This is a genomic window from Pseudomonas sp. OST1909 (genome assembly GCF_015277575.1).
Lineage (GTDB): Bacteria > Pseudomonadota > Gammaproteobacteria > Pseudomonadales > Pseudomonadaceae > Aquipseudomonas > Aquipseudomonas synxantha_A.
This window is the reverse complement of sequence record NZ_CP063780.1, coordinates 5,960,862-5,986,682: the sequence shown is the minus strand read 5'-3', so window position 1 is coordinate 5,986,682 and position 25,821 is coordinate 5,960,862. Positions and strand designations below refer to the sequence as shown.

Below are 25,821 nucleotides of genomic sequence, written 5' to 3'. Positions count from 1 at the left end.
CCTGGGCGTTAACAGGATTATTGGGCGTAAATATGGACGACGAAGTGCTGGCCTTGTGCTGTCAATTCATAGACTTTTTCGTAAATCCTCAACGTCTTCGATGGCTCGCGGATGGTATCTCCGACTTTGGCGCACTTTCTGAATTCATCCCAGTCGATAACGGTGGTGCTGATGGTGCCGTCACTTTGCAGGGTATTGCCATTGCTTTGATATTCCATGATTAAGCTCTCCATTGGATTCACGTTTCCAGCCGGTTATTCGGCGGGCAGCGAGCCCGGAAGGCGGCAGATATCACTGCGTTTTCCTTCCGGGTTCCAAGAGGCTAGTCAACGAAGATCCAGCGTGCTGCTGTCAGAAATATCAAAAAACAGACTCGGCAATCGGCCATTACTCGCTGGCCGAACTCCCACGTTAAGCCCTCATGACTTCCCTGATATCGGCGGCTAATTCTCTTACGCGCTCTTCTTCTGTGTCCCACGCGCACATGAATCGCGCGCCACCTTTGCCGATAAAGGTGTAGAAGCGCCAACCCTTGGCTGTAAGCCCTGCAATGGCGGGTTCCGAGAGCTGCAGGAACACGCCGTTGGCTTGCACAGGGAACATCAATTCCACGCCGGGGATGTCCGCAACCAGGCTGCTGAGCAATTGCGCGCAGTGGTTGGCATGGCGTGCGTGCTTGAGCCAGGCATCGTTTTCCAGCAAGCCTACCCATGGGGCAGACAGGAAGCGCATCTTGGATGCCAACTGGCCGGCCTGTTTGCAGCGGTAATCGAAATCTTCGGCCAGTTTGTGGTTGAAGAACAGGATGGCCTCACCTACCGCCATGCCGTTCTTGGTGCCGCCAAAGCACAGCACGTCCACCCCGGCCTTCCAGGTCAGGTCGGCCGGTGAGCAGCCCAGGAACGCGCAGGCGTTGGAGAAGCGGGCACCGTCCATGTGCAGGTTCAGGCCCAGCTCTTTGCACGTGGCGCTGATGGCGCGGATTTCTTGCGGGGTGTACACGCTGCCCACTTCGGTGGCTTGGGTCAGGGTGACCACACGCGGTTTGGGGTAGTGGATGTCCTGGCGCTTGAGGGCGATCTCGCGGATCGATTCCGGGGTCAGCTTGCCGTTCTCGGTGCGTGCAGTGAGCAGCTTGGAGCCATTGGAGAAAAACTCCGGTGCGCCGCATTCGTCGGTTTCAACGTGGGCGGTTTCCGAGCAAATCACGCTATGGTAGCTCTGGCACAGCGAGGACAGTGCCAGGGAGTTGGCGGCGGTGCCGTTGAAGGCGAAGAACACTTCGCAGTCGGTTTCGAACAAATTGCGGAAACCGTCGGCGGCGCGGTGGGTCCACTCGTCATCACCGTAGGCGCGTTGATGTCCGTGGTTGGCTTGTTCCATGGCGGCCCAGGCTTCCGGACAGATGCCGGAATAGTTGTCGCTGGCGAATTGTTGGCTCTTGTCGGTCATGGCCCATTCCTGTGGTCGATGTTGGTGCGCACTGTAACCAAGATTGTCGCGGGTGCGCACGCACTGTAAATGCAAAGTCACTGGGGAATTATGCACGGTACACAAACGTTGGCTGTCGGACGCGTCCGCGATGGCGCACTGGATCTGCTCAAGTGGCTGGCGCTGCTGAGCATGGTACTGGACCATTTGCGCTATGTCGGTTTGAGCCTGGACGGCCTGTACGTGCCGGGGCGCCTGGCGTTCCCGTGGTTTTGCCTGGCGATTGCAGCCAATTTGCATCGGACCAGGAATCTGCCGGTGAGCGGCCAGTGGCGCTACTTGGGCTGGCTGTTGCTGTTCAGTGTGATCAGTGAAGTGCCCTATCGGATGTTTATCGAGGATGCCGATACGTTGAACGTGCTGCCCACCTTGGCATTGGGTCTGTTGGTTGCGCGAGGGTGGCAGCAGAAGACGTTTATTGATCGAGGATTGGCGCTGATCGCGCTGGTAATTGCTGAGGTGTTCAGTGCGCAGTTGATGTTCGGATTCTTTGGTGTATTGCTGCCGATGGCGACGTTATTGGTATTTCATCGGCCGTGGTATTTCAGCATGTTGCCGGGGTTGGTATGTGTCGCCGCCAATCAATGGCAGATCTTGCTCGGTAGCGGCACGCAGGTCGCGCTGGCGGGCTTGGCGACCTGCTTGATTGCTCCTCTGGCAGGTGTGCATCTGTTGCGTCAGGCCCGCCAGTTTTCACCGCCCCCGATGCGGCGTTGGGCATACGCGTTGTATCCGGTACACTTTCTATTGCTACTGGCGGTTCGTCTGGTTATTGAGTGACGATGTCTTGTTAGCCATGAAGGAGAGAAAGGATGCGTTTCATACAGTTCGCGCATCCTTGTTACGTCGCGGTATGCAGCGTCACTCAAGCATCAGATTCGTTTCCAGGGCTGTGCTGCCTGTTTTCGTAATATACATTGTGGCCATACGAGGAACGTCAGGGTGTCCATCACGGCTACGTCCACTTTGTCGAACGCGCTGGAGGGGGAAAGCTGACTGCGGGTCAGTTCAAATCGATAGACGCTTGCGTTTGTAATATCGACGGGTTTTGCGTCGGCCTTAACCTGCTGAAGATCGTCGTTGGTTGCAACTCGAAATGACGTCACTCTCCACTTTTGATAAGCAGGGCCCATCGAGCGACGCACTTGCCATAATGCATAAACACGCTGTTGATATTCCTGGCTGTTAACTTTGCCAGTGAGCGCCAAGGTGAACTTTCCGTTCAGTGCGTTCTGTGTGTAGTCGCCATATAGATATGATGTATATGAGATGTAAGATTTTTCATTATTGATGTAATGCTTGGGGGGCGTGATACCGTCCCAGGATAATCCACCATTCAAGCCGATTTCGGTGTCCAGCATCGGCTTGATGGTTTGGCCATTGGAAGACTCAAATTCCTGTGCCGAGTCAGGCGCCACGGCAGGCCAGTATGAGCTACGCGCGGCGCAGAGCTTGGCATCTTCGGGAAACGGGCTGCCTAGTGTATAGGCTGCCAAGTGCAGTAACTCATCTTCATTGGTATCCAGGCCGGTATCCCAGCCAGGGGCGAACGTTCCGGCGGCGGCATCTGGCAGGCATGACGCACGTTGTGCTGAAGCGACCTTCGGTCCGATTGGGAAGGAGGTATCTGCATATGAGTTTTGCGCAACAATCGCCGTGATCCCGACATCATCTTTGTCAAAGGAAGACGCAAATGATTGGATGTTGGCGGGCATGCGGTTGTCGGACAAGCACCTGGGAGGCACTGGAAAAATTTCCCTCGCATCCTCGATAGGCAAACTGTCTAACCAGTCACTCAGACGGCGTTGAGTACACAGCGGATAAAAGTCCGGCGCACACAATAGTGAATACGCGGCAATGCGTCTGGGAATGCTGTTATCCAGCGCAACGCACTGACTATTGATCGAACCGTCTGCCGTAAAGTCCAGATAGTGCTGCGCGTTGTAGCTGCCTTTGCGCAGTTCATCCATCATGTCGGCTTGTTGATTGAGGTCAACGACGTTACCGTCGGCGTCCACCTCATGGCGCAGATGCACAAATTGGGGGGCGCCAGGAAATAGCACCATGCTCGATTCCACCAGATCGGGGCGCGCGGGCACTCTGAACGTCAGCGGTTTATCCAGGTAATGTGCGGGCTCAACCAGGCGGTTATGAGCGAGGGCGCAGAGCAAGCCTGCTCCGTAACGGTCTTCTTCAAGCCATCGAGCAAGCCCTTCTGTCATTACGAATGGCGGATGACTGATATCGGGTTCGCCCCAGCCTGAGTCTGCCCCCAGATAGGTGTGAATACGACGCAATTTTTCATTCTTGTGACAGGCCTGAAGTTCAACGTCCAGGTGCATCCCTGCGATGCATTCGTCGCCATTGAACAGTTTATGCAGAGGCACCCAGAAGTCCCGCGTGTCGTCATCCTGGGTAAAGCGCATTGGGCCGAAGCTTGCAAGGTTCCCCTTGCGCTGGATCGCCACGTAGGCACTGTAGCGTGCGGGTAAAACACGGATGCCATGGTCATCACCCTCAATGAAAGGTAAAAAGCCTCGGCGCTGTGCGTCATAAAGAGCAGGGGCTGTGCCCACCCGTGATACGCCGGTTCGCGAAAAGCACAGGTCTGCATGGGTTTTGTGAACGGTATCGGGGGCGGGGCGATATTCGTAGGCAAACACGACAACCGCCAGCGGTGCACCTTGAGCGCGTTCTTTGAGTTGTTCGATGCTGGGCGGTTCTATGGCATAAACCCAGTTCAGCACGGTTTCCAATTCAGCGGGGGTGGGGTACGTCTGTAGTGGATTTCCCAGTGCATCTTGCGCCACGTTCGGGTTGGCCAGTGCGTGGTACAGCAGGCTCTGCGCAGGCACGCCAGGTTCGATACCGCGTGTGGCTGTCGCGCAGAAATCCTCGAACCCCGATTGGGACCTATCGATTCGCAGAGGTTTGCGAAGCTCATGTTCAAGCGAGGGGGCCAGTATGTCGAGGCCGTGGTGCAGCAGCAAGTTATGCCAGCCGCCTGAGGCCAGGCGATTACACAGAGCAGTTACTTCACTAATCAATGTCATGCGGTATCTCCTGATGGACGTCAGTATCATGAACGCAGTAATGGACGTTGCACGGTGAGTTATACGCCGAGAAATTATTGGTAACTCGAATAGTCAGTAAGTCCAATGGGGTTTGTGTAAGAACTTATTTGTTTAATTATTTTGATTTTATATTTTTAAATGAAATTTTATGTTTTTTATGAGTTGAGGGAACTCTGAAAAAGACTTCCAGATTTGGTGAAGTGCATACCTCTAACGCGATTGAGCCTCGATGAAACAGATGTCCTTCGCCGATGCCGAGTACGCTGGCAAACGTAAACATCGCGTAACAGGCCACGCTATCTGCCTTGTCGAACCTTTGGATGGTGCGAAAACGGTTGTTGAGAATGGGGGAACTGCGTCCGTGATGTGAGTTAAGTGCCCCCAAGGTCTGATTATTCGACCGAGTTTGATTTTTTGAACCTTGGGCAACGAGGCCTGCAAAAATCGGTGAGTACTTCAGACCGTCCATTGCTGTTACTTATGCGTGACATCCTCGCAGCTTAATTGATGGCGTCAAATCCTTGGATTGGCTCATATTTTAAACGTCATGTTAATTGTTCCCAGCAGATATCTGCGCTGATGATCAAGCGCGTCGTCATTATCGCGATTGAGCGGTAGATGAACGTCCCCTCCTGAACACTGAGGACACTCAACATGACTGCTATTCCTTCGCGCACCCAAGGTGAGGTGCGGTTGCTGGCCAATGACGTCAGCGCACTTGTTCCGGACTTTCCCTTTCACTATGGCCGTTTCCTCGATCATGCGGCCAACAACGGTGCGCCGTTGTGGAACGTTTGCAGCGCACAGTTCGGTCGCCAGGTATTGATTGTGGGCGGTGGCGTCGCCGGTATGGTGGCGGCTTATGAGGCCATGCGATTGGGTTTGCATCCCGTGGTGGTGGAGGCCAGCGATCGCATTGGCGGGCGCTTCCATTCCCATGTAGCAGGCGACCCCCAAGACCCCAATAACAGTGTTATCTGCGAGTTGGGCGCTATGCGCTTTCCGGTGTCCGGTAAGGCATTGATGCACTATTTTGACAAAGTTGGCATGATGGCCAACTCGACGGATTTCCCCAGCGCAGGTACATCTGCAACGCCCAGTACTGTGGTGGACTACAAGGGCGACCAGGTCTATTTCGAAGGCAATAATCTGCCGCCCGAATATGCCAGTATCCAACAAAAGTTCGGCGCCTTTTTGTACCAGGATCCGATCAGATTCGCGGAAATGGAAGCGGCAATGTCAGAGGGGACCCTTGATCAGGCGAAGATCAAGACACTCTGGAATGCCCTTCTGGACGCGGATTGGGACAATCTCAGTTTTTTTACCGCCATTGTGGAAAAAGCTGGCTGGAGCCGTGAGGAGATTGACCGGTTCGGCCTGGTCGGCTTCGGTACGGGCGGTTTCAACGCTGGCTTCGGAGCCTGCTTTCTAGAGGTCTTGCGGGTTTTGTACACCGGCCTGGATGCCAACCATAAGTTGATGTATGACGGTTCCAGCGAGTTGCCTTGGCGGCTGTGGACGCGCAGCCCGACAACATTGGGCGATACGATGGCTCATTGGCCAGCAGGCACTACCGTGATGGACTTGAGCACCCGAGTTATTCCCCAGGTGTTCAAGCAGGAGGTGCGGCAAATCATACGGCGTCCTGATGGCCATTTCGATGTCGGGATTTTTGATCATAACCAGGGAGTCATCCAGCAATACACTTTTCCCGCAGTGGTTTATACACCCCATAAGCGGATACTGGACAAGTTCCGCTATATGAACGGTGCCACCTGCTTTAACCAAATGAGTGATCTTCTGTCTCCCCAAGAGTGGGAGGCGGTGATGTATACCCATTACATGCGGTCGGCGAAAGTGTTCGCGCAGACCAAACGGCCTTTCTGGACGGACCTTGGTGCCGATCAGCAATACCGAATGAGTGTGACGGTATCGGACCGTATCACTCGTAGTACCTACCTTTTGGACTACGGTCCCAGTCAAGGCGCGCACAGAGGAAGCGGGGTGTATCTGTCTTACACCTGGAATGAAGACAGCAGCAAGTTCCTGGGAGATCGCGATGCACCTTTGCCGTCTCATGTGCAGTTATGCACAAGCATGCTGGATTCGTTATATGCCCCCCATCAATTGAACCTGGCTGCTGAGTTCGGTATGACTGATCCCTTTTCCGAAATCAACTGGGAAGAGCAACCGTTTTACCTCGGCGCATTCAAAATCAACTTGCCGGGGCATTATGAGTACCAGCGTCTGTTATTTTCGCAATTCATGAACGGTGTGCATGAGGCGAATCCCGACGGGTTCATTCTTGCCGGGGATGATGCGTCCTTTACTGGCGGTTGGGCGGAAGGTGCGGTCACCACGGCCTTGAATGCTGTGAATAAATTAGCGGTGAAGTTCGGTGGAGGCACGTTTATCAATAACCGTGGCCCCATTGATGAATGGACTGCGCTCCAGCCGAAGGCTTTGTAAGGGGCGATCAGCCGCTCAGGCTTGGCGCTGCCCTTTATCCCGACTCAATCAGCGGGTGTTTTGCCAGTTCCAGCGCAAATATTCACCTGTGGGTGATGTTTAGGCGTACCTCGCCTAAACATGCGACCCACGCCACCAGCCTGACAAGCTCCCCAAACGGATCAACTGGTATACCGAAAAGCCCAGCAGCAACTGGGCGCTGAGCTTTTCGCGACCGATCAGCTTGGTCTTGCGCAGACCGCCCACGGTCTTTAACCAGCCAAATCCTTCCTCGATTCTTTTTCGTATTTTCATGCTGACGCCATACCCCGGATGACGTGTCGTGCGACCATCGATTGCGCTTTTGGCCATTACCCATGATCAGCTTCTTGAACGGTCGACAGGTTACACGGCGTTTACGGGTAGACGCTTGAGCTTCATGGGCCGAATAGCCAGCAACGATTCGGTTTCACGAAGTTCACGACTGATCGTGGACGGGCTACGCCCCAACATCCGGGCTATTTCACGCTGACTGAGTTTCTTGTATTGCCCGACTTGAATCGTCGCGCTCATCTTCAATGCTGAGTTCTGTATAGGGCATGGCGGCACCCTTACCGGAGGGTGAGGTGTCGTACTCCGTTTTTGCGGCCGCCATGCTATTGGCGGTTCGGCAGACGCTTGCCTGACGGCCAATACTTATTCGGGCAAACGGTCGTCCAGCCAATGAGGAGCAAAAGGATGGGCGGCGTAGAACTCGTGCATTTTGCGCACATCCTTTTCGAACCAGTCCTGTATCCATTGGTGATATTGCATTGAAATAGCCTGTGCATTTGTTGGTGCGGCATATTCGTCGGTGATGCATTGTGCAGCCATCATTCCGGACATCAAGGCTTTGAGCACGCCATGGGAGGCGCCAGGATCCAGCACCGTAGCGGCATCTCCGATGATGAAATAGCCGTTGCCAGCCATTCGATTGCAGGCTCTCCAGGTGACGTCTGCCCCGTGTATTTTTCCCGCGCTGGCCAATTCTGCAACGGACTGCGGAGCCGCAGAAGCCTTGCACACCTGATCCAGTGCAAAGTACAGCCGCGTCCAGGTGTACAGCTGCGGGCCGATATGAGCTGTCCAGTACCAACCCGATCGATCCGCGAAGATTCCGAGGGCGCTCTGCTCGAGGCGTCCTCGCTTATAGCCGTAAAGCGCTGTCAGCGCAGGTGAGTAGCGGTGCGTTGTCAATTGAAGCTGGCGTGTCAGCCAGCCATGAGCCCCGCTTGCGTCAACCAGGTGCCTGCAAAACAGCGGTTCGGTTCGGGTCTGGATGCCAATGACACGACCTCTTTTCACAAATACTTTGTTTGCCTCGCAGGGTTGCAGGACGTGTACACCCGATGCAATTGCTCTTTCCAGTAAAAGCTCGTCAAGCGTTGCCCTCGGAATTTGAAACCCGCGCCAGGCTCCACTGGCATCGTTTCCGAAAGGAATGAACATTCGTTCTTTTTCCCACTTCACCCAATTTCCTGCAGGCCGGATAAATTTTTCACTTAGGACTCTTTCAATCACACCCAGTTCTTGAAGAAGAGGTTCTATGCCCGGATGTAATGTTTCACCCGGACGATGGCGTGGAAAGGCAAGGCGCTCAACAATGGCCACTTTCAGGCCACGTTGAGCGCACGAAATAGCTGCCGAACAACCCGCGGGGCCGGCACCTATTACGATAACGTCGTAGTTATTCATTGTGTATGATCAGAGACTTTTCTAGAGGCGCCGCCAAGGTTGAATGCCCTGTTGGTGCAAAATACCGGTTGGCCAAATGAGGTATGTAGAAGTTTCTATCAGTGTGATACGTACTTGGTCATGCATGGGTGATTCAACCGGCTCATAACGAAACATCTTCAATTGGTAACCCACTTCCTGTGGGGTCGCAGCTAAGTCGGTATTCTGCATAGATACTTTAAAGTCTTCGGGCGTTGCAATATTGAAACTGTCAATAAACCACTCTGCAGCCGAATCGCCTAATGACAGTTTGACGCGCCGAAAGGCATCGATACGACGCCGGTACTCCTGCGAGTCGACTTTACCCGTGAGCGCCAGCGAGAACTTTCCTTCCAGTGCGTTTTCCGTGTAGTCGGCGTAGAGGTAAGCTTGATAAGCCCTATGTGGCATACCATTAGTGTTATAGCTTTGCGGGGGCGGAGTGCCGTCCCACGGGAAGCCGGCACCTTTGCCAATTTCCTGATCCAGCATCGGTTTGATGGTCGGTCCGGCTCCCCCATCCGGCTCATAGGATTGGGCTGAATCTGGTGCAACTGCCGGCCAGAATGAACTCAGCGCAGCACAAAGCTTGGCGTCCTCAGGAAACGGGCTGCCCAGCCTGTAAGCCGCCAGGTGTGTGATGTCGTCCAGCTCGGTTTCGTGAGCAACGATACCAACGTCCCAGCCTGGCGCGAACACCCCGGCTCCAGCGTCAGGTAGGTACGAGGCGCGTCTGGCAGAAGCGGCCCTTGGCCTCTTCAGATCGGTAGCAAAGGCGGGCGCGGAATGAAGCTGGGCAACGATCGCCGTAATGCCGACATCTGTACCGCTGAAGGTCTCTGGAAAAGATTGGATGTTGGCAGGATAACGAGAATCCGACAGGCATTGCGGTGGGGTAGGAAATACGTCGTTGCGCACGTCTGGAGCCAGGTTGTCCAGCCATTCGATCAGGTGTCGCTGATTGCACAGAGGATAAAAGTCAGGTGCGCAGAGCAATGAATAAGCGGGTATGCGTTGTGTAATCGCGATGTCCAATGCGGCGCACTTGGCTTGAATCCACCCATCGGCGGTATAGTCCAGATAGTGCAGGGCTTTGAAATTGCCCTTCTCCAATACCTCGAGCATGTTCGGTAGTTGATTGAGGTTGATGACCTGTCCAGCGTCGTCGACTTTATGGCGAATGTGCGCGTATTCCGGGGCATTCTCGGGAATGCGCAAGCTGGAAACCAGCAATTGAGGCGCGTTCGGGACATTAAACGTCAGCGGTTGACCCTGGTACCGGGCCGCTTCAACCAGATGTTTTCGGGGGGTGGCGGCCATTAATCCGGGGCCGAACACGGGCTCGGGAAGCCAGTCACCGAGGCCTTCGGTCAGTACAAAGGGAGGTTGGCTGATATGGGGCTCCTCCCAGCCTGACTCTGCTCCTAATTGCAGGTGTATGCGGCGTAGTTTCTCGTTTTTGTGTTGGGCCTGGAGCTGTACGTCCAGGGTTATGTCGGCAATACACTCGTTACCGTTGAACAGTTTATGCAACGGCACCCAGAAGTCATGGCTGATGTCTTTTTCACCAAAACGCATAGGCCCGAAACTGGCACTGTCGCCTTTGAGCTGGACCGCGATGTAGGCGCTGTATCGCGCCGGCAGGACTCGAATTGCATGACTGTTCTCTTCGACAAAAGGTAGAAAACCTCTGCTTTGAGCATTGTATAAAGGTGCCATTGTTCCGACCCGAGATACACCGGTTCGTGAAAAGCACAGATCGGCCTGCACCTTATGTACGGTGTCCGGCGCTGGGCGGTATTCGACCGCAAAGACGACGACCGCCATCGGGTGTCCATTAGCACGCTCTTTGAGTTGCTCAAGGCTGGGTGGCTGGCAGCCATAAACATAGTTGATAACGGTTTCAAGTTCTGTGGCTGTGGGATAAGCCTGGAGGGGGTTGCCTTGGGCGTCCGTTGTAACGTTGGCATGGGCCATCGCGTGGTACAGCAAACTGTGTGCTGGCTTGCCTGGCTCAATGCCACGTGTGGCGGTCAAGGCGAAGTCTTCAAAACCAGGAAGTGTGCGGTCCGCACTTAGCGGTTTACGAAGTTCCTGTTCAAGATTGGGCGCGAGAATATCGAGACCGTGGTGCAGCAGTAAGTTGTGCCACCCACAGGGGGCCAGCCGTTTGCATATATCGATAACTTGGTTAAGTAAGGTCATGCCTGTGCTCCTGACTTGGAGGTGGTTTTCAAGCTGGGTTTACAAGGTTTGGTGTGGGTGGTTACGTGCCGCATAGTTGATGTTGATGTGTTTTTTTTGCAAAAATAACTTTGTAAAGAGTTATTTGTTTTGGGTTTTTTAATTTTTAATTTCTATGTTTGTTTTTATGATTTTGTAGGCTGTAGCTGTCAGATGTCATGGTATTCAAATGTTTTGTTTAGTTGGAGGCGCACTTTAAATACGTGTTATCGGTTCTCTGTGGGACCAGGCCGTGCTCGTTTTTATTTGCTTGCACGTGATGCCATGTCGTAAACGCACCTTTGCGTGGCGTGCGCAGGCATTTGACCTGTACGCGCCAGCCCTACCATCGCATCAAAGGGCCCTGCGAGGGCTTCAACAATACGAAAGGCTGGGAGAGACGCGATGTTCAGCAAACAAGACCAGATCCAGGGATATGACGACGCACTGCTGGCGGCCATGAATGCCGAGGAGCAGCGTCAGGAAGACCATATCGAGCTGATCGCGTCGGAGAACTACACCAGCAAGCGCGTCATGGAAGCCCAAGGCAGCGGCCTGACCAACAAATACGCCGAAGGCTACCCGGGCAAGCGCTACTACGGTGGCTGCGAGCATGTGGACAAGGTCGAGGCCCTGGCCATCGAGCGCGCCAAGCAGCTGTTCGGCGCCGATTACGCCAACGTGCAGCCGCACTCCGGTTCGTCCGCCAACAGCGCGGTGTACCTGGCGCTGATCAATGCCGGTGACACCATACTGGGCATGAGCCTGGCCCACGGCGGTCACCTGACTCACGGTGCCAAAGTGTCGTCCTCGGGCAAGCTGTACAACGCAGTGCAATACGGCATCAACACCGACACCGGCCTGATCGACTACGACGAAGTCGAGCGCCTGGCGGTCGAGCACCAGCCGAAGATGGTGGTGGCCGGTTTCTCTGCCTACTCCAAAACCCTGGATTTCCCACGCTTCCGTCAGATCGCCGACAAAGTGGGTGCGCTGCTGTTCGTCGACATGGCCCACGTCGCCGGCCTGGTGGCCGCCGGCCTGTACCCGAACCCGCTGCCCTACGCCGACGTGGTCACTACCACTACCCACAAGACCCTGCGCGGTCCTCGGGGCGGCCTGATTCTGGCCAAGGCCAACGAAGCGATTGAAAAGAAACTCAATGCTGCGGTGTTCCCCGGTGCCCAGGGCGGCCCGCTGATGCATGTGATCGCCGGCAAGGCGGTGTGTTTCAAGGAAGCGCTGGAGCCTGGCTTCAAGGCGTATCAGCAACAAGTGATCGACAACGCCCAGGCGATGGCCGAGGTGTTCATCAAGCGTGGCTACGATGTGGTCTCCGGCGGCACCGATAACCACTTGTTCCTGGTCAGCCTGATCCGTCAGGGCCTCACCGGCAAAGACGCAGACGCCGCCCTCGGTCGCGCCCACATCACCGTCAACAAGAACGCCGTGCCGAATGACCCGCAGTCGCCGTTCGTGACCTCGGGCCTGCGCATCGGCACTCCGGCGGTGACCACCCGCGGTTTCAAGGTGCCGCAGTGCATCGAGTTGGCAGGCTGGATCTGCGACATCCTCGACAACCTCGGCGACGCCGATGTCGAGGCCAACGTGGCCAAACACGTGTCTGCCCTGTGCGCTGATTTCCCGGTTTATCGCTGAGCGCGGTTTTGGAGTAATGACTATGCAACGCTACTCAGGCTTCGGCCTCTTCAAGCACTCCCTCAGCCATCACGAAAACTGGCAGAAAATGTGGCGCACGCCCACGCCGAAAAAAGTCTACGACGTGGTCATCGTCGGTGGCGGCGGGCATGGTCTGGCGACCGCCTACTACCTGGCCAAGGAACACGGAATCACCAACGTGGCCGTGGTCGAGAAAGGTTGGCTGGGCGGCGGTAACACCGCGCGCAACACCACCATCGTGCGTTCCAACTACCTGTGGGACGAGTCGGCGCACCTGTACGAACACGCGATGAAACTCTGGGAAGGTTTGTCCCAGGACCTGAACTACAACGTGATGTTCTCCCAGCGTGGCGTGTACAACCTGTGCCACACCCTGCAAGACATCCGCGACTCCGAACGCCGCGTGAGCGCCAACCGCCTCAACGGTGTGGACGGCGAACTGCTCAATGCCCAGCAAGTAGCTGACGAGATTCCATACCTGGACTGCTCGAAAAACACCCGCTACCCCGTGCTGGGCGCCACCGTGCAACGTCGCGGCGGCGTGGCCCGTCACGATGCCGTGGCCTGGGGCTTTGCCCGTGCCGCCGATGCCTTGGGCGTGGACTTGATCCAGCAAACCGAAGTGATCGGGTTCCGCAAGGAAAACGGCGTGTGCATCGGTGTGGAAACCAACAAGGGCTTTATCGGCGCCAAGCGCGTCGGCGTCGTCACTGCCGGTAACTCCGGGCACATGGCCTCGCTGGCCGGTTTCCGCCTGCCGATCGAATCTCACCCGTTGCAAGCGTTGGTGTCGGAGCCGATCAAGCCGATTATCGACAGCGTGATCATGTCCAACGCCGTGCACGGCTACATCAGCCAGTCCGACAAGGGCGACCTGGTGATCGGCGCCGGTATCGACGGCTACAACGGCTACGGCCAGCGTGGTTCGTACCCGGTCATTGAGCACACCATTCAGGCCATCGTCGAGATGTTCCCGGTGCTGTCGCGGGTGCGCATGAACCGCCAGTGGGGCGGCATCGTCGACACCACGCCGGATGCCTGCCCGATCATTTCCAAGACCCCGGTACCGAACATGTTCTTCAACTGCGGTTGGGGCACCGGTGGCTTCAAGGCCACACCGGGCTCAGGCAACGTGTTTGCTGCGAGCCTGGCCAAGGGTGAAATGCACCCGCTGGCCGCACCTTTCTCCATCGACCGTTTCCACAACGGTGCGTTGATCGACGAACACGGCGCTGCGGCCGTCGCCCACTAACAGGAGAAATTCCCTATGTTGCATATCTTCTGTCCTCACTGTGGCGAACTGCGCTCCGAAGAGGAATTCCACGCGTCCGGCCAAGCGCACATCCCGCGCCCGCTGGACCCGAATGCCTGCACCGACGAGCAGTGGGGCGATTACATGTTCTTCCGTGACAACCCGCGTGGGCTGCACCACGAACTGTGGATCCATGCCGCCGGTTGCCGCCAGTATTTCAACGCCACCCGCGACACCCTGACCTACGAAATTCTTGAAACCTACAAGATCGGCGAGAAGCCGCAATTCACCGCCAAGGCTGCTGGAGAGAAGGTATGAGCCAGATCAATCGCCTGTCCAACGGTGGCCGCATCGACCGCAACAAAGTCCTGACGTTTACGTTCAACGGCCAGAGCTACAAAGGCTTTGAAGGCGACACCCTGGCTGCCGCCTTGCTGGCCAACGGCGTCGACATCATCGGCCGCAGTTTCAAGTACTCGCGCCCTCGAGGTATCTTTGCCGCCGGCGCCGAAGAGCCGAACGCCGTGCTGCAGATCGGTGCTACCGAAGCCACGCAAATTCCTAACGTGCGCGCCACCCAGCAGGCGTTGTACCAGGGCCTGGTTGCCACCAGCACCAACGGCTGGCCGAACGTTAACAACGACGTGATGGGCATTCTCGGTAAGGTTGGCGGCAAGCTGATGCCGCCGGGTTTCTACTACAAAACGTTCATGTACCCGCAGTCGTTCTGGATGACCTACGAGAAGTACATCCGCAAGGCCGCAGGCTTAGGCCGCTCGCCGACCGAGAACGACCCGGACACCTACGACAACTTCAACCGTCATTGCGACGTGCTGGTCGTGGGCGCAGGCCCTGCCGGCCTCGCGGCTGCATTGGCCGCTGCGCGCAGCGGTGCGCGGGTGATCATCGCCGACGAGCAGGAAGAGTTCGGCGGCTCGCTGCTCGATTCCCGTGAAAGCCTCGACGGCAAGCCGGCCACTGAGTGGGTTGCCAGCGTCATTGCCGAATTGAAAGCCCTGCCGGACGTAGTACTGCTGCCCCGCGCCACCGTCAACGGCTACCACGACCATAACTTCCTGACCATTCACGAGCGCCTCACCGATCACCTCGGTGACCGTGCGCCGATTGGCGTGGTGCGTCAGCGTATCCACCGTGTGCGCGCCAAGCGCGTGGTGCTGGCCACCGGTGCGTGCGAGCGTCCGCTGGTGTACGGCAACAACGATGTGCCGGGCAATATGCTCGCGGGTGCGGTCTCCACCTATGTGCGCCGCTACGGTGTGGCGCCGGGCAAAAAACTGCTGCTGTCGACCAACAACGATCATGCCTATCGCGTCGCGTTGGACTGGTTTGATGCGGGCCTTTCGGTGGTGGCGGTGGCTGATGCCCGTCACAACCCACGTGGCGCGCTGGTGGAAGAAGCCCGCGCCAAAGGCATTCGCATTCTCACCGGCAGCGCTGTGATCGAAGCGCGTGGCAGCAAGCATGTGACCGCTGCCCGCGTGGCCGCGATCGATGTGAAAGCGCACAAAGTCACCAGCCCCGGCGAGTGGCTGGACTGCGACCTGGTCGCCAGTTCCGGTGGCTACAGCCCGGTGGTCCACTTGGCCTCGCACCTGGGCGGCAAGCCGACCTGGCGTGAAGATATCCTCGGTTTTGTGCCGGGCGAAGCGCCGCAGAAACGCGTGTGCGTCGGCGGTATCAACGGTGTCTACGGCCTTGGCGATTCCCTCGCCGATGGTTTTGAAGGCGGCGTGCGTGCGGCCAGTGAAGCTGGTTTTGCGCCGGTGGAAGGTGTGCTGCCTAAAGCCTTGAGCCGTCTGGAAGAGCCGACGCTGGCGCTGTTCCAGGTGCCTCACGAAAAAGCTACTGCCCGGGCGCCGAAGCAATTTGTCGACCTGCAAAATGACGTCACTGCAGCCGCCATCGAACTGGCCACACGTGAAGGTTTCGAATCGGTCGAGCACGTCAAACGCTACACCGCGCTGGGCTTCGGTACTGACCAGGGCAAGCTGGGTAACGTCAACGGCCTGGCCATCGCCGCCCGTTCGCTGAACGTGACCATCCCGCAGATGGGTACCACCATGTTCCGTCCCAACTACACGCCAGTGACCTTCGGCGCGGTGGCGGGCCGTCACTGTGGGCACATTTTCGAACCGGTGCGCTACACCGCGCTGCAAGCCTGGCACGTGAAGAACGGCGCCGAGTTTGAGGATGTCGGCCAGTGGAAACGCCCATGGTATTTCCCGCGTAACGGTGAAGATCTGCACGCTGCGGTGAAGCGCGAATGCCTGGCGGTGCGTGACAGCGTCGGCCTGCTGGATGCCTCCACCCTCGGCAAGATCGATATCCAGGGCCCGGATGCGCGTGAGTTCCTCAACCGCATCTACAGCAACGCCTGGACCAAGCTCGATGTGGGCAAGGCGCGCTACGGTCTGATGTGCAAGGAAGACGGCATGGTGTTCGACGACGGCGTCACTGCCTGTCTGGCCGACAACCACTTCCTAATGACCACCACCACGGGCGGCGCCGCCCGCGTTCTACAGTGGCTGGAAATCTACCAACAGACCGAATGGCCGGACCTCAAGGTGTACTTCACCTCGGTCACAGACCATTGGGCGACCATGACCCTGTCCGGCCCCAACAGCCGCAAGCTGCTGGCGGAAGTCACCGACATCGACCTGGACAAGGATGGCTTCCCGTTCATGACCTGGAAGGAAGGTTTGGTCGGCGGCGTACCGGCGCGGGTGTTCCGTATCTCGTTTACCGGTGAGCTGTCGTACGAAGTCAACGTGCAGGCCGACTACGCCATGGGCGTGCTGGAAAAGATCGTCGAGGCCGGGAAGAAGTACAACCTGACCCCGTACGGCACCGAGACCATGCACGTCCTGCGCGCCGAGAAGGGCTTCATTATCGTCGGGCAAGACACCGACGGCTCGATGACCCCGGACGACCTGAACATGGGCTGGTGCGTAGGCCGTACCAAACCGTTCTCGTGGATCGGCTGGCGCGGTATGAACCGTGAAGACTGCGTGCGTGAAGAGCGTAAGCAACTGGTGGGCTTGAAGCCGATTGATCCAAATGTATGGCTGCCGGAAGGCGCGCAGTTGGTGTTCGATCCAAAGCAGACGATTCCGATGAAGATGGTCGGTCACGTCACTTCAAGCTATGCGCACAACTCCCTGGGTTATTCGTTTGCCATGGGTGTGGTGAAGGGTGGCTTGAAGCGCATCGGTGAGCGGGTGTTCTCACCGCAGGCCGATGGCAGCGTGATCGAGGCGGAGATTGTGTCCTCGGTGTTCTTTGACCCGAAAGGTGATCGCCAGAACATCTGATAGACCGAGTCGCGGCCATCGCAGGCAAGCCAGCTCCCACAGGGGAATGCATTCCAAGTGTGGGAGGGGGCTTGCCCCTGATGAGGCCAGAACAGTCACCACAGAATTCAGGAAAGGTGCTTTATGACAGCAGCCAATGTTTACCAACAACGCCCCACCACCAGCGCCGAGGCCGAATCGTCGCTGCACCATGCCGACCTCGCCAGCCTGGTCGGCAAGGGCCGCAAGAACGCCGGCGTGACCGTGCGCGAAAAGAAACTCCTCGGCCACCTGACTATCCGTGGCGATGGCCATGATGCCGCCTTCGCCGCTGGCGTACTCCAGGCCGTCGGCATTGAACTGCCCGGCCCGCTAAGCGTGACCGTCAACGGCGAGACCAGCCTGCAATGGCTCGGCCCGGATGAGTGGCTGTTGATCGTGCCGAGCGGTGAAGAATTTGCCGCTGAACAAAACCTGCGTGCCGCCTTGGGGGATTTGCACATCCAGATCGTCAACGTCAGCGGCGGCCAGCAGATTCTCGAACTCAGCGGCCCTAATGTGCGCGATGTGTTGATGAAGTCCACCAGCTACGACGTACACCCCAATAACTTCCCGGTGGGCAAGGCGGTAGGCACGGTGTTCGCCAAGTCGCAATTGGTGATCCGCCATACCGCTGAAGACACCTGGGAATTGCTGATCCGTCGCAGCTTCTCCGATTACTGGTGGTTGTGGCTGCAGGATGCCTCGGCCGAATTCGGTCTGAGCGTTCAAGCCTGAGGAATCACCCATGAGCCGCGCACCCGATACATGGATTTTGACCGCCGACTGCCCCAGCGTGCTCGGCACGGTGGACGCGGTCACCCGCTACCTGTTCGAGCAGGGCTGCTACGTCACTGAACACCATTCGTTCGATGATCGCCTCTCGGGCCGGTTTTTCATTCGTGTGGAGTTTCGTCAGCCTGACGGTTTTGACGAGCAGGCGTTCCGCGATGGCCTGGCGACCCGTGGTGAAGCCTTCGGCATGATCTTCGAGCTGACGGCGCCGAACTATCGGCCGAAAGTGGTGATCATGGTCTCCAAGGCCGATCACTGCCTCAACGACCTGCTGTACCGCCAGCGCATCGGCCAACTGTCGATGGACGTGGTCGCGGTGGTGTCCAACCATCCGGATCTCAAGCCGTTGGCCGACTGGCACCAGATTCCCTACTACCATTTCCCGCTCGACCCCAACGACAAACCATCCCAGGAGCGGCAGGTGTGGCAAGTGGTGGAAGACACCGGCGCCGAACTGGTGATCCTTGCGCGCTACATGCAGGTGCTGTCGCCGGAGCTGTGCCGCAAGCTGGATGGCAAGGCCATCAACATTCATCACTCGTTGCTGCCGGGCTTCAAGGGCGCCAAGCCGTATCACCAGGCGTACAACAAGGGCGTAAAACTGGTGGGGGCCACGGCGCATTACATCAACAACGATTTGGATGAGGGGCCGATCATCGCCCAGGGTGTGGAGGTGGTTGATCACAGCCACTATCCCGAGGATTTGATCGCCAAGGGGCGCGATATCGAAGGGCTCACATTGGCGCGTGCGGTGGGGTATCACATCGAGCGGCGGGTGTTCTTGAACGCCAATCGCACCGTCGTTCTTTAGATCGCTATCGCAGGCAAGCCAGCTCCCACATTCCAGGATGTGTGAACCCGATCCACTGTGGGAGCTGGCTTGCCTGCGATGAGGCCCTTACAAGCAACACAAGAAACAGCATCTGTACCCGAGCACTAACGCGCTGCCCACCCAAGCGGCAACGCAGTTCCATAAAAACAACAGCGAGGTGAAAGCATGTCTGGTAATCGTGGTGTCGTGTATCTCGGCAATGGCAAGGTCGAAGTACAGAAAATCGACTATCCCAAAATGCAGGACCCGCGCGGCAGGAAGATCGAGCACGGCGTCATCCTGCGCGTGGTCTCCACCAACATCTGCGGCTCCGACCAACACATGGTGCGCGGCCGCACCACTGCCCAGACCGGCCTGGTGCTCGGTCACGAGATCACCGGCGAAGTGATCGAGAAGGGCAGCGACGTCGAAAACCTGAAAATCGGTGACCTGGTTTCCGTACCGTTCAACGTGGCGTGCGGCCGCTGCCGCTCGTGCAAGGAACAGCACACCGGCGTATGCCTGACTGTTAACCCGGCCCGTGCCGGTGGTGCCTACGGCTATGTAGACATGGGCGACTGGACCGGTGGCCAAGCGGAATACGTGCTGGTGCCGTATGCCGACTTCAACCTGCTCAAACTGCCCGACCGCGACAAGGCCATGGAGAAAATCCGCGACCTGACCTGCCTCTCCGACATCTTGCCCACCGGCTACCACGGCGCCGTCACTGCCGGCGTTGGCCCGGGCAGCACCGTTTACATTGCTGGTGCCGGTCCGGTCGGTCTGGCCGCTGCCGCCTCGGCACGGCTGTTGGGTGCAGCCGTTGTAATCATTGGCGACGTCAATTCCATCCGCCTGGCCCACGCCAAGGCCCAGGGTTTTGAAATCGTCGACCTGTCTACCGATACGCCGCTGCACGAACAGATTGCTGCGCTGCTGGGCGAACCTGAAGTGGATTGCGCCGTCGACTGCGTAGGCTTTGAAGCTCGCGGCCATGGCCACGACGGCGTCAAGGCCGAAGCCCCGGCCACCGTGCTCAACTCACTGATGGGCGTGGTGCGTGTGGCAGGCAAGATCGGTATCCCTGGCCTCTACGTCACCGAAGATCCGGGTGCTGTCGATGCCGCCGCGAAAATGGGCAGCCTGAGCATTCGCTTTGGTCTGGGCTGGGCCAAATCCCACAGCTTCCACACCGGGCAGACGCCGGTGATGAAGTACAACCGCCAGTTGATGCAGGCGATCATGTGGGATCGGATCAATATCGCCGAGATCGTCGGCGTGCAGGTCATCAGCCTGGATGATGCGCCACGCGGGTATGGCGAGTTCGACGCGGGTGTACCGAAGAAGTTTGTGATTGATCCGCATAAGTTGTTCAGTGCGGCGTAAAGCGTTGGGCAAATGACAAAGGGCGGCCCTTGGGTCGCCCTTTTTTGCGTCTGCGCTTAAGCCTGCAAACGCCGGCTGATGAAGATCAAATGTGGGAGGGGGCTTGCTCCCGATAGCGGTAATTCAGTCAGTACTGTTGTGACTGACCTGCCGCTATCGGGAGCAAGCCCCCTCCCACAAGGGTTTTATGGTGTTTAGGGATCAGCGAGTAGCCAATGCACCCTGATAGACGGTCGGGCCTGTGGGTTGTTTGCTGATGGAGCCACCCTTGGTCTCCGAACTCACCATCAACTCCACCGGCTTGCTGATGGTTTCCTGCTGGCGCGGGTTCAGGCCGATGATGCCCTCGCCGTCTTCCGGCAACAGGCCCAGCGACACCGGTGTGCCATCTTTAGGGATTGCCCACAGCTCCAGGCTTTGGTCTGGCGCCGGCGCCGTGGAGGCAATCGGCTGCACTTCAAGATAATCCTTGTGGGCCATGATTTGCGCGGCCGGCTGCTGGGTAGTGTTCACCAACGTTGCGGCGGATTTGACGCTGTCCTGGGTGTAGAGCGCGCCGCCGATACCGGCAACCACCACCACACAGGCGCCGATGAACAGGCGTGGGCGGCTCCAGAATGGAGGCTTTTGCTCAATCACTTGGGGTTGGATCGCAGTCATAAGTCTCTTCTCGACAAATTTTGTAGTCAGTCCATGGACCCGATTATCCCGATTGGGTTCCGGGCAGGGCCTGGAACAACCGACGGGATACCTAGTCCAACGCTTGCTTTTGCATCCATCTCCTGAGGTTGTATTGATGAAGATTTCACGCGGTTTTGCCCTTTCCTGCCTGCTGTCCATGGCCGCCGGCCCGGTGTTCGCTGCAGGTTTCAGCCTTGGCGATGCAGCCAACGCCATTTCCGGTATGCAGGGTGGCAACAATAAAGCCGCTGCCGCCGCACCCTCGTCCGAGACGGCTGGCCTGCTGAGCGCTCTGACCTCGCAACTGAATATCACCCCCGAGCAAGCGGTGGGCGGCACGGGCGCCATGTTGGGGCTGGCCAAGAATAAACTGAGCGGCAACGACTATTCGCAACTGGGCAACAGCGTGCCGGGCCTCGATCAGTTGTCGGGCAACAACGCACTGGGCAGCCTCGGCGCGTTGAGCGGGATGCTCGGCCAGAGCGGCGGCAGCAAGACCAGCGGCCTGGACGGCCTGTTGGGTAATGTGAAGAGTACTAACGACTTGAACACCGCGTTCAGCGCCCTGGGCATGGACAGCGGTATGGTCGGCCAGTTTGCTCCGGTGATCCTGCAGTACCTGGGTGGTCAGGGTGCCAGCAGTTCAGTGTTGGGCAAGTTGGCTCAGGCGTGGGGGACGGGTAGCTAGTTACCTGCGTGCGCACGGAGTCATTTTTTATTGATATGAGCGCTGAAAAATCCCACCTGTTAAAAATCATTCGGTTGTAGGGAACCGTAGGAAGAAATACGCCACATATCGTTACCTTTCAACGGTCGCTCACAACGACCTTGGAAGGTTTTCCCTAGTGATGTATGAGAGGTGGCGTTATGGATTTTAAGGGCCTGAGCATCCCAGACATAAAAAACTATATCAATGTGTCTGGGCTTCAGCGGGACGAGAGTCCAGAGAGCTCATATGAACAAGCGCTGCGTGAGCGCCTTGAAGAGCTGGGTATTAACTATGATGATTACAAGAAATCAACGGCTCGCTCCAAAAGGAATTCACAAGAACCACCCGCTGACCTTCGCCTTACTGTGCAAGACGCACTACACAACCTCGCAAAAGCAAGGGATCCTGAACAGCCCCTTAGCCAAATACTCGCTGGCGTGGCCGATTATTTTGCCCCTGGTGCAGAGAATCGTTTTGATTCAACGGCATTGCTTGACCACTTGCAGTCTGAGGCGATAGGGGTGGCAGACAGTTCGAAGAGTCATTTTGCCAAGTCTGAAACGCTGAACAATCCTGATCCAGAGATGTACGACAAAGTAGCAGGGGATTTGGCCGATAGTTTACTTAAGTTCTCCGGCTCAAACTTCAATGGCAAGCATTTTGGCGAGTCGCTGAGAGCCGCGCTCAAAGAGGCAAACCAGGCCGGCCTGGATTCGGCACAGTTGGTCTCTAAAGTTATGGAGGTTTTAAAAGAAGCTGTTTGAGGGGATTTATACCCGTGGTGATCTTTCGCAGGTTCATTCAAGAACCTCGTCTATCCGCTGATCTTTCTCAAGCCAGAGCTGGTTAACCCAGTTCTGGACGGTCTGGCGAAACGCCGGATCATTCTCGTAATCCCCTTGCCACAACGTCGGATCCAGTTCGCGGGTGCGGATATCCACGATCACCTTCGACACCGCGCTGCTGATCAAGTCCCAAAACCCCGGAATCTTTTGCTGCGGATAAACCACCGTCACATCGAGCACTGCATCCAGTTGTTCAACTACCCGCTGCTGATCGGCGCCAAGGCCCTGCGTGAATTTGGCGCGGCGGTAAACCCGGCACGTCGCTACACTGCCGACAAACCGGACTGCTGATTGAACCCATGCCGAACATCCTGATTGTCGAAGACGAAGCGGCGATAGCCGACACGCTGATCTTTACCTTGCAAGGCGAGGGCTTCACCACCACCTGCGCCGGTTCAGCGAAGTGCCAGTGATGTTCCTCAGTGCCCAGGCTTGGGGGGGGCGGCGGCTAAGCTGCCTTTCTCCAAGGATCGCGTTTCCTATAATTATCAATGAGTCATATTTCATGATGAGTGGGATGTAGGCGAAATAAATTGTAGTGGATCAGTAGGAACGGTAGGAAAGTTGGGCGCCACATAGTAGTCACCTTCGTAACACCACAGCAGTACTGTTTGAAGGGTAATCGACCGAATAACTACATGGTGATCTGATGAATTCTATTAACCTGCAAACCACGCTCCAGAATCTATACAACCAGGTTGGCGCCCATGTGCCGACCAGCAAGGCTAGGCTGATCGACCCCAATGTGTTGCATAACCTGGGATTGAGCGCGAATTTGCTGCAGAACTTGCGCAACGATCTGAGTGGCGTCGCTAATGGGTCGAATCCTGAGCGGGCACTCAATAATTTGATGTCTGGGCTGAAACAAGTTTCGGGTTCTAGCAATGCTCTGGCCAAAGAGTGGCCGGCCGGCAAACCAGTGCCTGAAGGCGCCGTGCGTCTTGCGGACCTCGGTGCCCAAGAGTGGCCGGCAGACAAACCGTTGCCTGAAGGTGGCGTGCGTCTTGCGGACCTCGGTGCCAAAGATTGGCCGGCAGGCAAACCATTGCCTGAAGGCGCCGTGCGTCTTGCGGACCTCGGTGCCCAAGATTGGCCGGCAGACAAACCGTTGCCTGAAGGTGGCGTGCGTCTTGCGGACCTCGGTGCCCAAGAGTGGCCGGCAGGCAAACCATTGCCTGAAGGCGCCGTGCGTCTTGCGGACCTCGGTGCCAAAGATTGGCCGGCAGGCAAACCATTGCCTGAAGGCGCCGTGCGTCTTGCGGACCTCGGTGCCCAAGATTGGCCGGCAGGCAAACCATTGCCTGAAGGCGCCGTGCGTCTTGCGGACCTCGGTGCCAAAGATTGGCCGGCAGACAAACCGTTGCCTGAAGGTGGCGTGCATACTGTGAAGGGCGCGGACGGCCAGCTACATGAGGTCGATGCATCCGGAGCGCCGCGCAGCGATTTGGCAAATGTGCCCTCGTCTGTGCAGACTTCCGCTGACGCAGTGATTTCCAATCTCCTTGGAGTGTTGGGCGCCCAGGCCGCTGGAGGCAATATCTCGCAAGCATCAGAAAAGATGCGTGCGGCTTTGGATTCCCTTTTTGACAGGACCAACCCTACGCAGGTACGAGATGCTCTGCGCAACAGCATAAATGAGCTGGCTTGAGCGGTAGCTTCGAAACAGTAGGGAACTGTAGGAAGCAAGACACCACTATGGATTACCTTTCAAGGTCTCGTGTATGACCTTGGAAGGTTCCATCATCGCTGGCTTTCGCATTGCATGCCTTCGTTTTCCAGCAGTTCATGGATTCGACGGTCCTTTTCCGTCCAGAGCTGGTTGACCCAGTTCTGGACGGTCTGGCGAAAGGCCGGATCGTTTTCGTAATCCCCTTGCCACAACGCCGGGTCCAGCTCGCGGGTGCGGATATCCACGATCACCTTCGGCACCGCGCCACTGATCAATTCCCAGAACCCCGGAATCTTTTGTTGCGGGTAGACCACGGTCACGTCGAGTACCGCGTCCAGCTGTTCACCCATTGCGGCCAGCACAAACGCGACGCCGCCTGCCTTGGGCTTGAGTAGCCGGGTAAAGGGTGAATCCTGTTGCGCGCGCTTGGCCTCGCTGAACCGCGTGCCTTCCAGGTAATTGACCACCGTCACCGGCTGGCGCTTGAATAGCTCGCAGGCCTTCTTGGTGATTTTCAGATCCTGCCCTGCCAGTTCAGGATGCTTGGCCAGAAATGCCTTGGTATAGCGCTTCATGAACGGGTAATCCAGCGCCCACCAGGCCAGGCCGAGGAAGGGCACCCAGATCAGCTCTTTTTTCAGGAAGAATTTGAAGAACGGTGTGCGCCGGTTCAGCGCCTGGATGAGTGCCGGAATATCTACCCAGGATTGGTGGTTGCTGATGACCAGATAGGAGGTGTCACTGCGCAGGTCCTCACCGCCGCGGATATCCCATTGGGTTGGAATGCACAGCGAGAAAATCAACTTGTCGATCTCGGCCCAGGTCTCGGCGATCCACATCACCGCCCAGGATGCATAGTCACGCGAGCGGCCCGGCGCCACCAGCTTGAGCAGGGCAAAGACCATCAAGGGGCCGATCAGGATCAGCGTGTTGAGTAACAGCAGCAGTGTGACCAAACAGCCGGTGAGCAGGCGGCGCATAAATAACTCTTGGGATCGTGTGGGCGGGTCATGATAAGCAAGGTGAGTCTAGAGGCCAAATCGCAAATCAGCGGACGAATGTTTCACAATGTGCCGTGTAGGGTGGCAGTCACTAACTAAGTGCCGCGTTTGCGGTCTAGAATCCGCCTACTTCTTTCCGAGGAACTCACTTCGTGAAACTGTTATTTGCCTCCCTCGCTCTGCTGGCCCTGCCTGTCATGGCTGCCGAACCGACCCTTTATGGTCGCTACGAATACATCCAGTTGCCGGAGATCGGCGAAACCTTCAAGGCCAAGATGGATACCGGCGCACTGACCGCCTCGCTGTCGGCCCGGGACATCGAGACCTTCACCCGCGACGGCGACGATTGGGTGCGCTTCCGCCTCGGCGGCAAGGACGCCGGCAACAAGGTCTACGAGCACAAAGTGTCGCGCATCAGCAAGATCAAGAGTCGCGCCGACGAAGATGACGACAAGGACGAAGCCAGCGTGGCCAAGCGTCCGGTGATCGATCTGGAGATGTGCCTGGGCGACGTCAAGCGCACCGTCGAGGTCAACCTCACCGACCGCAGCAGCTTCAACTACCCGCTGCTGATCGGCGCCAAGGCCCTGCGTGAATTTGGCGCGGCGGTGAACCCGGCACGTCGCTACACTGCCGACAAACCGGACTGCTGAT

Annotated in this window: 22 protein-coding genes and 4 pseudogenes; 15 read left to right on the top strand and 11 right to left on the bottom strand. The window is 57.2% G+C overall.

The window, feature by feature from the left end; translation table 11 throughout:
- Nucleotides 1-17: 17 nt before the first annotated feature.
- Both IH404_RS26225 and IH404_RS26220 read right to left on the bottom strand, forming a co-directional pair.
- Nucleotides 18-218 carry a hypothetical protein gene (locus tag IH404_RS26225; protein WP_005792140.1) on the bottom strand — a complete coding sequence of 67 codons (201 nt, stop codon included), beginning with the start codon at nucleotides 216-218 and terminating at the stop codon, nucleotides 18-20.
- A gap of 193 nt (nucleotides 219-411) precedes the next feature.
- Nucleotides 412-1,452: a low specificity L-threonine aldolase gene (locus IH404_RS26220; protein WP_005792139.1), complete on the bottom strand. Its 1,041-nt coding sequence runs from the start codon at nucleotides 1,450-1,452 to the stop codon at nucleotides 412-414.
- Nucleotides 1,453-1,542: 90 nt separating this feature from the next.
- On the opposite strand from IH404_RS26220, the gene IH404_RS26215 reads away from it, so the two are divergent.
- Nucleotides 1,543-2,271 carry a TraX family protein gene (locus IH404_RS26215; protein ID WP_005792138.1) on the top strand — a complete coding sequence of 243 codons (729 nt, stop codon included), beginning with the start codon at nucleotides 1,543-1,545 and terminating at the stop codon, nucleotides 2,269-2,271.
- A gap of 92 nt (nucleotides 2,272-2,363) precedes the next feature.
- Here the strand turns inward: IH404_RS26215 and IH404_RS26210 are convergent, their stop codons facing one another.
- The gene (locus IH404_RS26210; protein WP_005792137.1) at nucleotides 2,364-4,544 is read right to left on the bottom strand and encodes a hypothetical protein; all 2,181 of its coding nucleotides are present in this window, start codon (nucleotides 4,542-4,544) and stop codon (nucleotides 2,364-2,366) included.
- Between the two features lie 136 nt (nucleotides 4,545-4,680).
- Nucleotides 4,681-5,034: a hypothetical protein gene (locus IH404_RS26205; RefSeq protein WP_194439434.1), complete on the bottom strand. Its 354-nt coding sequence runs from the start codon at nucleotides 5,032-5,034 to the stop codon at nucleotides 4,681-4,683.
- Between the two features lie 185 nt (nucleotides 5,035-5,219).
- Between IH404_RS26205 and IH404_RS26200 the strand changes: the two genes are divergently transcribed.
- Complete coding sequence (locus IH404_RS26200; RefSeq protein WP_005792136.1) at nucleotides 5,220-7,034, top strand: NAD(P)/FAD-dependent oxidoreductase; 1,815 nt, start codon at nucleotides 5,220-5,222, stop codon at nucleotides 7,032-7,034.
- 114 nt (nucleotides 7,035-7,148) lie between these two features.
- Here IH404_RS26200 and IH404_RS26195 read toward each other — a convergent pair.
- The 4 genes and pseudogenes from IH404_RS26195 to IH404_RS26180 form a co-directional block, all read right to left on the bottom strand.
- A pseudogene (locus IH404_RS26195) lies at nucleotides 7,149-7,376 on the bottom strand (transposase); the annotation flags it as partial.
- A gap of 42 nt (nucleotides 7,377-7,418) precedes the next feature.
- On the bottom strand, nucleotides 7,419-7,586 hold the full coding sequence (locus IH404_RS26190; RefSeq protein WP_005792133.1) for a helix-turn-helix domain-containing protein: 168 nt from the start codon (nucleotides 7,584-7,586) through the stop codon (nucleotides 7,419-7,421).
- Nucleotides 7,587-7,709: 123 nt separating this feature from the next.
- Nucleotides 7,710-8,747, bottom strand: coding sequence for an NAD(P)/FAD-dependent oxidoreductase (locus IH404_RS26185; protein ID WP_005792132.1), 1,038 nt, complete (start codon nucleotides 8,745-8,747; stop codon nucleotides 7,710-7,712).
- A gap of 21 nt (nucleotides 8,748-8,768) precedes the next feature.
- The gene (locus tag IH404_RS26180) at nucleotides 8,769-10,970 is read right to left on the bottom strand and encodes a hypothetical protein (protein ID WP_194439433.1); all 2,202 of its coding nucleotides are present in this window, start codon (nucleotides 10,968-10,970) and stop codon (nucleotides 8,769-8,771) included.
- A 423-nt stretch (nucleotides 10,971-11,393) separates the two neighbouring features.
- Here IH404_RS26180 and glyA point away from each other — a divergent pair, with 423 nt between their 5' ends.
- The 7 genes from glyA (at nucleotide 11,394) to fdhA (ending at nucleotide 20,262) form a co-directional block, all read left to right on the top strand.
- Nucleotides 11,394-12,647: a serine hydroxymethyltransferase gene (gene glyA / locus IH404_RS26175; RefSeq protein ID WP_005792130.1), complete on the top strand. Its 1,254-nt coding sequence runs from the start codon at nucleotides 11,394-11,396 to the stop codon at nucleotides 12,645-12,647.
- A 22-nt stretch (nucleotides 12,648-12,669) separates the two neighbouring features.
- A complete protein-coding gene (locus tag IH404_RS26170; protein WP_003176546.1) occupies nucleotides 12,670-13,920 on the top strand; it encodes a sarcosine oxidase subunit beta in 1,251 nt (416 codons plus the stop codon).
- A 15-nt stretch (nucleotides 13,921-13,935) separates the two neighbouring features.
- On the top strand, nucleotides 13,936-14,238 hold the full coding sequence (locus IH404_RS26165) for a sarcosine oxidase subunit delta (protein WP_005792128.1): 303 nt from the start codon (nucleotides 13,936-13,938) through the stop codon (nucleotides 14,236-14,238).
- Nucleotides 14,235-17,252, top strand: a complete 3,018-nt coding sequence (locus tag IH404_RS26160; protein WP_005792127.1) for a sarcosine oxidase subunit alpha — start codon at nucleotides 14,235-14,237, stop codon at nucleotides 17,250-17,252. The genes IH404_RS26165 and IH404_RS26160 overlap by 4 nt, the downstream gene beginning before the upstream one ends.
- Before the next feature lie 123 nt (nucleotides 17,253-17,375).
- Complete coding sequence (gene soxG, locus IH404_RS26155) at nucleotides 17,376-18,008, top strand: sarcosine oxidase subunit gamma family protein (RefSeq protein WP_005792126.1); 633 nt, start codon at nucleotides 17,376-17,378, stop codon at nucleotides 18,006-18,008.
- A 10-nt stretch (nucleotides 18,009-18,018) separates the two neighbouring features.
- A complete protein-coding gene (gene purU / locus IH404_RS26150; protein ID WP_005792124.1) occupies nucleotides 18,019-18,876 on the top strand; it encodes a formyltetrahydrofolate deformylase in 858 nt (285 codons plus the stop codon).
- Between the two features lie 186 nt (nucleotides 18,877-19,062).
- Nucleotides 19,063-20,262, top strand: a complete 1,200-nt coding sequence (gene fdhA / locus IH404_RS26145; protein ID WP_005792122.1) for a formaldehyde dehydrogenase, glutathione-independent — start codon at nucleotides 19,063-19,065, stop codon at nucleotides 20,260-20,262.
- A 201-nt stretch (nucleotides 20,263-20,463) separates the two neighbouring features.
- On the opposite strand, the gene IH404_RS26140 is transcribed toward fdhA, so the two are convergent.
- A complete protein-coding gene (locus tag IH404_RS26140; RefSeq protein ID WP_005792120.1) occupies nucleotides 20,464-20,922 on the bottom strand; it encodes an anti-sigma factor in 459 nt (152 codons plus the stop codon).
- Between the two features lie 136 nt (nucleotides 20,923-21,058).
- Between IH404_RS26140 and IH404_RS26135 the strand changes: the two genes are divergently transcribed.
- Together IH404_RS26135 and IH404_RS26130 are read left to right on the top strand one after the other, a co-directional pair.
- On the top strand, nucleotides 21,059-21,631 hold the full coding sequence (locus tag IH404_RS26135; protein WP_005792119.1) for a DUF2780 domain-containing protein: 573 nt from the start codon (nucleotides 21,059-21,061) through the stop codon (nucleotides 21,629-21,631).
- A gap of 179 nt (nucleotides 21,632-21,810) precedes the next feature.
- Entirely contained in the window at nucleotides 21,811-22,416 is a 606-nt protein-coding gene (locus tag IH404_RS26130) for a hypothetical protein (protein WP_005792118.1), read from the top strand.
- A 33-nt stretch (nucleotides 22,417-22,449) separates the two neighbouring features.
- Here the strand turns inward: IH404_RS26130 and IH404_RS26125 are convergent.
- A pseudogene (locus IH404_RS26125) lies at nucleotides 22,450-22,692 on the bottom strand (acyltransferase); the annotation flags it as partial.
- Between IH404_RS26125 and IH404_RS26120 the strand changes: the two are divergent.
- The 3 genes and pseudogenes from IH404_RS26120 to IH404_RS26110 all read left to right on the top strand — a co-directional run.
- Nucleotides 22,690-22,788: pseudogene (locus tag IH404_RS26120) on the top strand (ATP-dependent zinc protease); the annotation flags it as partial. The pseudogenes IH404_RS26125 and IH404_RS26120 sit on opposite strands and share 3 nt — an antisense overlap.
- 8 nt (nucleotides 22,789-22,796) lie before the next feature.
- Nucleotides 22,797-22,883: pseudogene (locus IH404_RS26115) on the top strand (two-component system response regulator CreB); the annotation flags it as partial.
- 263 nt (nucleotides 22,884-23,146) lie between these two features.
- The gene (locus IH404_RS26110) at nucleotides 23,147-24,145 is read left to right on the top strand and encodes a hypothetical protein (protein ID WP_194439430.1); all 999 of its coding nucleotides are present in this window, start codon (nucleotides 23,147-23,149) and stop codon (nucleotides 24,143-24,145) included.
- Nucleotides 24,146-24,237: 92 nt separating this feature from the next.
- On the opposite strand, the gene IH404_RS26105 is transcribed toward IH404_RS26110, so the two are convergent.
- Nucleotides 24,238-25,146, bottom strand: a complete 909-nt coding sequence (locus tag IH404_RS26105) for an acyltransferase (protein WP_005792113.1) — start codon at nucleotides 25,144-25,146, stop codon at nucleotides 24,238-24,240.
- Nucleotides 25,147-25,319: 173 nt separating this feature from the next.
- On the opposite strand from IH404_RS26105, the gene IH404_RS26100 reads away from it, so the two are divergent.
- The gene (locus IH404_RS26100) at nucleotides 25,320-25,820 is read left to right on the top strand and encodes an ATP-dependent zinc protease (protein ID WP_005792112.1); all 501 of its coding nucleotides are present in this window, start codon (nucleotides 25,320-25,322) and stop codon (nucleotides 25,818-25,820) included.
- Nucleotide 25,821 lies beyond the last annotated feature (1 nt).

Excerpts from the sequence above, each read along its gene's own strand:
- IH404_RS26135 (WP_005792119.1), top strand. The coding sequence starts at position 21,059 with ATGAAGATTTCACGCGGTTTTGCCCTTTCCTGCCTGCTGTCCATGGCC.
- IH404_RS26160 (WP_005792127.1), top strand. The coding sequence starts at position 14,235 with ATGAGCCAGATCAATCGCCTGTCCAACGGTGGCCGCATCGACCGCAAC.
- IH404_RS26180 (WP_194439433.1), bottom strand. The coding sequence starts at position 10,970 with ATGACCTTACTTAACCAAGTTATCGATATATGCAAACGGCTGGCCCCC.
- IH404_RS26110 (WP_194439430.1), top strand. The coding sequence starts at position 23,147 with ATGAATTCTATTAACCTGCAAACCACGCTCCAGAATCTATACAACCAG.
- IH404_RS26210 (WP_005792137.1), bottom strand. The coding sequence starts at position 4,544 with ATGACATTGATTAGTGAAGTAACTGCTCTGTGTAATCGCCTGGCCTCA.
- IH404_RS26105 (WP_005792113.1), bottom strand. The coding sequence starts at position 25,146 with ATGCGCCGCCTGCTCACCGGCTGTTTGGTCACACTGCTGCTGTTACTC.
- fdhA (WP_005792122.1), top strand. The coding sequence starts at position 19,063 with ATGTCTGGTAATCGTGGTGTCGTGTATCTCGGCAATGGCAAGGTCGAA.
- IH404_RS26185 (WP_005792132.1), bottom strand. The coding sequence starts at position 8,747 with ATGAATAACTACGACGTTATCGTAATAGGTGCCGGCCCCGCGGGTTGT.
- IH404_RS26140 (WP_005792120.1), bottom strand. The coding sequence starts at position 20,922 with ATGACTGCGATCCAACCCCAAGTGATTGAGCAAAAGCCTCCATTCTGG.
- purU (WP_005792124.1), top strand. The coding sequence starts at position 18,019 with ATGAGCCGCGCACCCGATACATGGATTTTGACCGCCGACTGCCCCAGC.
- IH404_RS26165 (WP_005792128.1), top strand. The coding sequence starts at position 13,936 with ATGTTGCATATCTTCTGTCCTCACTGTGGCGAACTGCGCTCCGAAGAG.
- soxG (WP_005792126.1), top strand. The coding sequence starts at position 17,376 with ATGACAGCAGCCAATGTTTACCAACAACGCCCCACCACCAGCGCCGAG.
- IH404_RS26205 (WP_194439434.1), bottom strand. The coding sequence starts at position 5,034 with ATGGACGGTCTGAAGTACTCACCGATTTTTGCAGGCCTCGTTGCCCAA.
- IH404_RS26170 (WP_003176546.1), top strand. The coding sequence starts at position 12,670 with ATGCAACGCTACTCAGGCTTCGGCCTCTTCAAGCACTCCCTCAGCCAT.
- IH404_RS26215 (WP_005792138.1), top strand. The coding sequence starts at position 1,543 with ATGCACGGTACACAAACGTTGGCTGTCGGACGCGTCCGCGATGGCGCA.
- IH404_RS26225 (WP_005792140.1), bottom strand. The coding sequence starts at position 218 with ATGGAATATCAAAGCAATGGCAATACCCTGCAAAGTGACGGCACCATC.
- glyA (WP_005792130.1), top strand. The coding sequence starts at position 11,394 with ATGTTCAGCAAACAAGACCAGATCCAGGGATATGACGACGCACTGCTG.
- IH404_RS26130 (WP_005792118.1), top strand. The coding sequence starts at position 21,811 with ATGGATTTTAAGGGCCTGAGCATCCCAGACATAAAAAACTATATCAAT.
- IH404_RS26200 (WP_005792136.1), top strand. The coding sequence starts at position 5,220 with ATGACTGCTATTCCTTCGCGCACCCAAGGTGAGGTGCGGTTGCTGGCC.
- IH404_RS26220 (WP_005792139.1), bottom strand. The coding sequence starts at position 1,452 with ATGACCGACAAGAGCCAACAATTCGCCAGCGACAACTATTCCGGCATC.
- IH404_RS26190 (WP_005792133.1), bottom strand. The coding sequence starts at position 7,586 with ATGAGCGCGACGATTCAAGTCGGGCAATACAAGAAACTCAGTCAGCGT.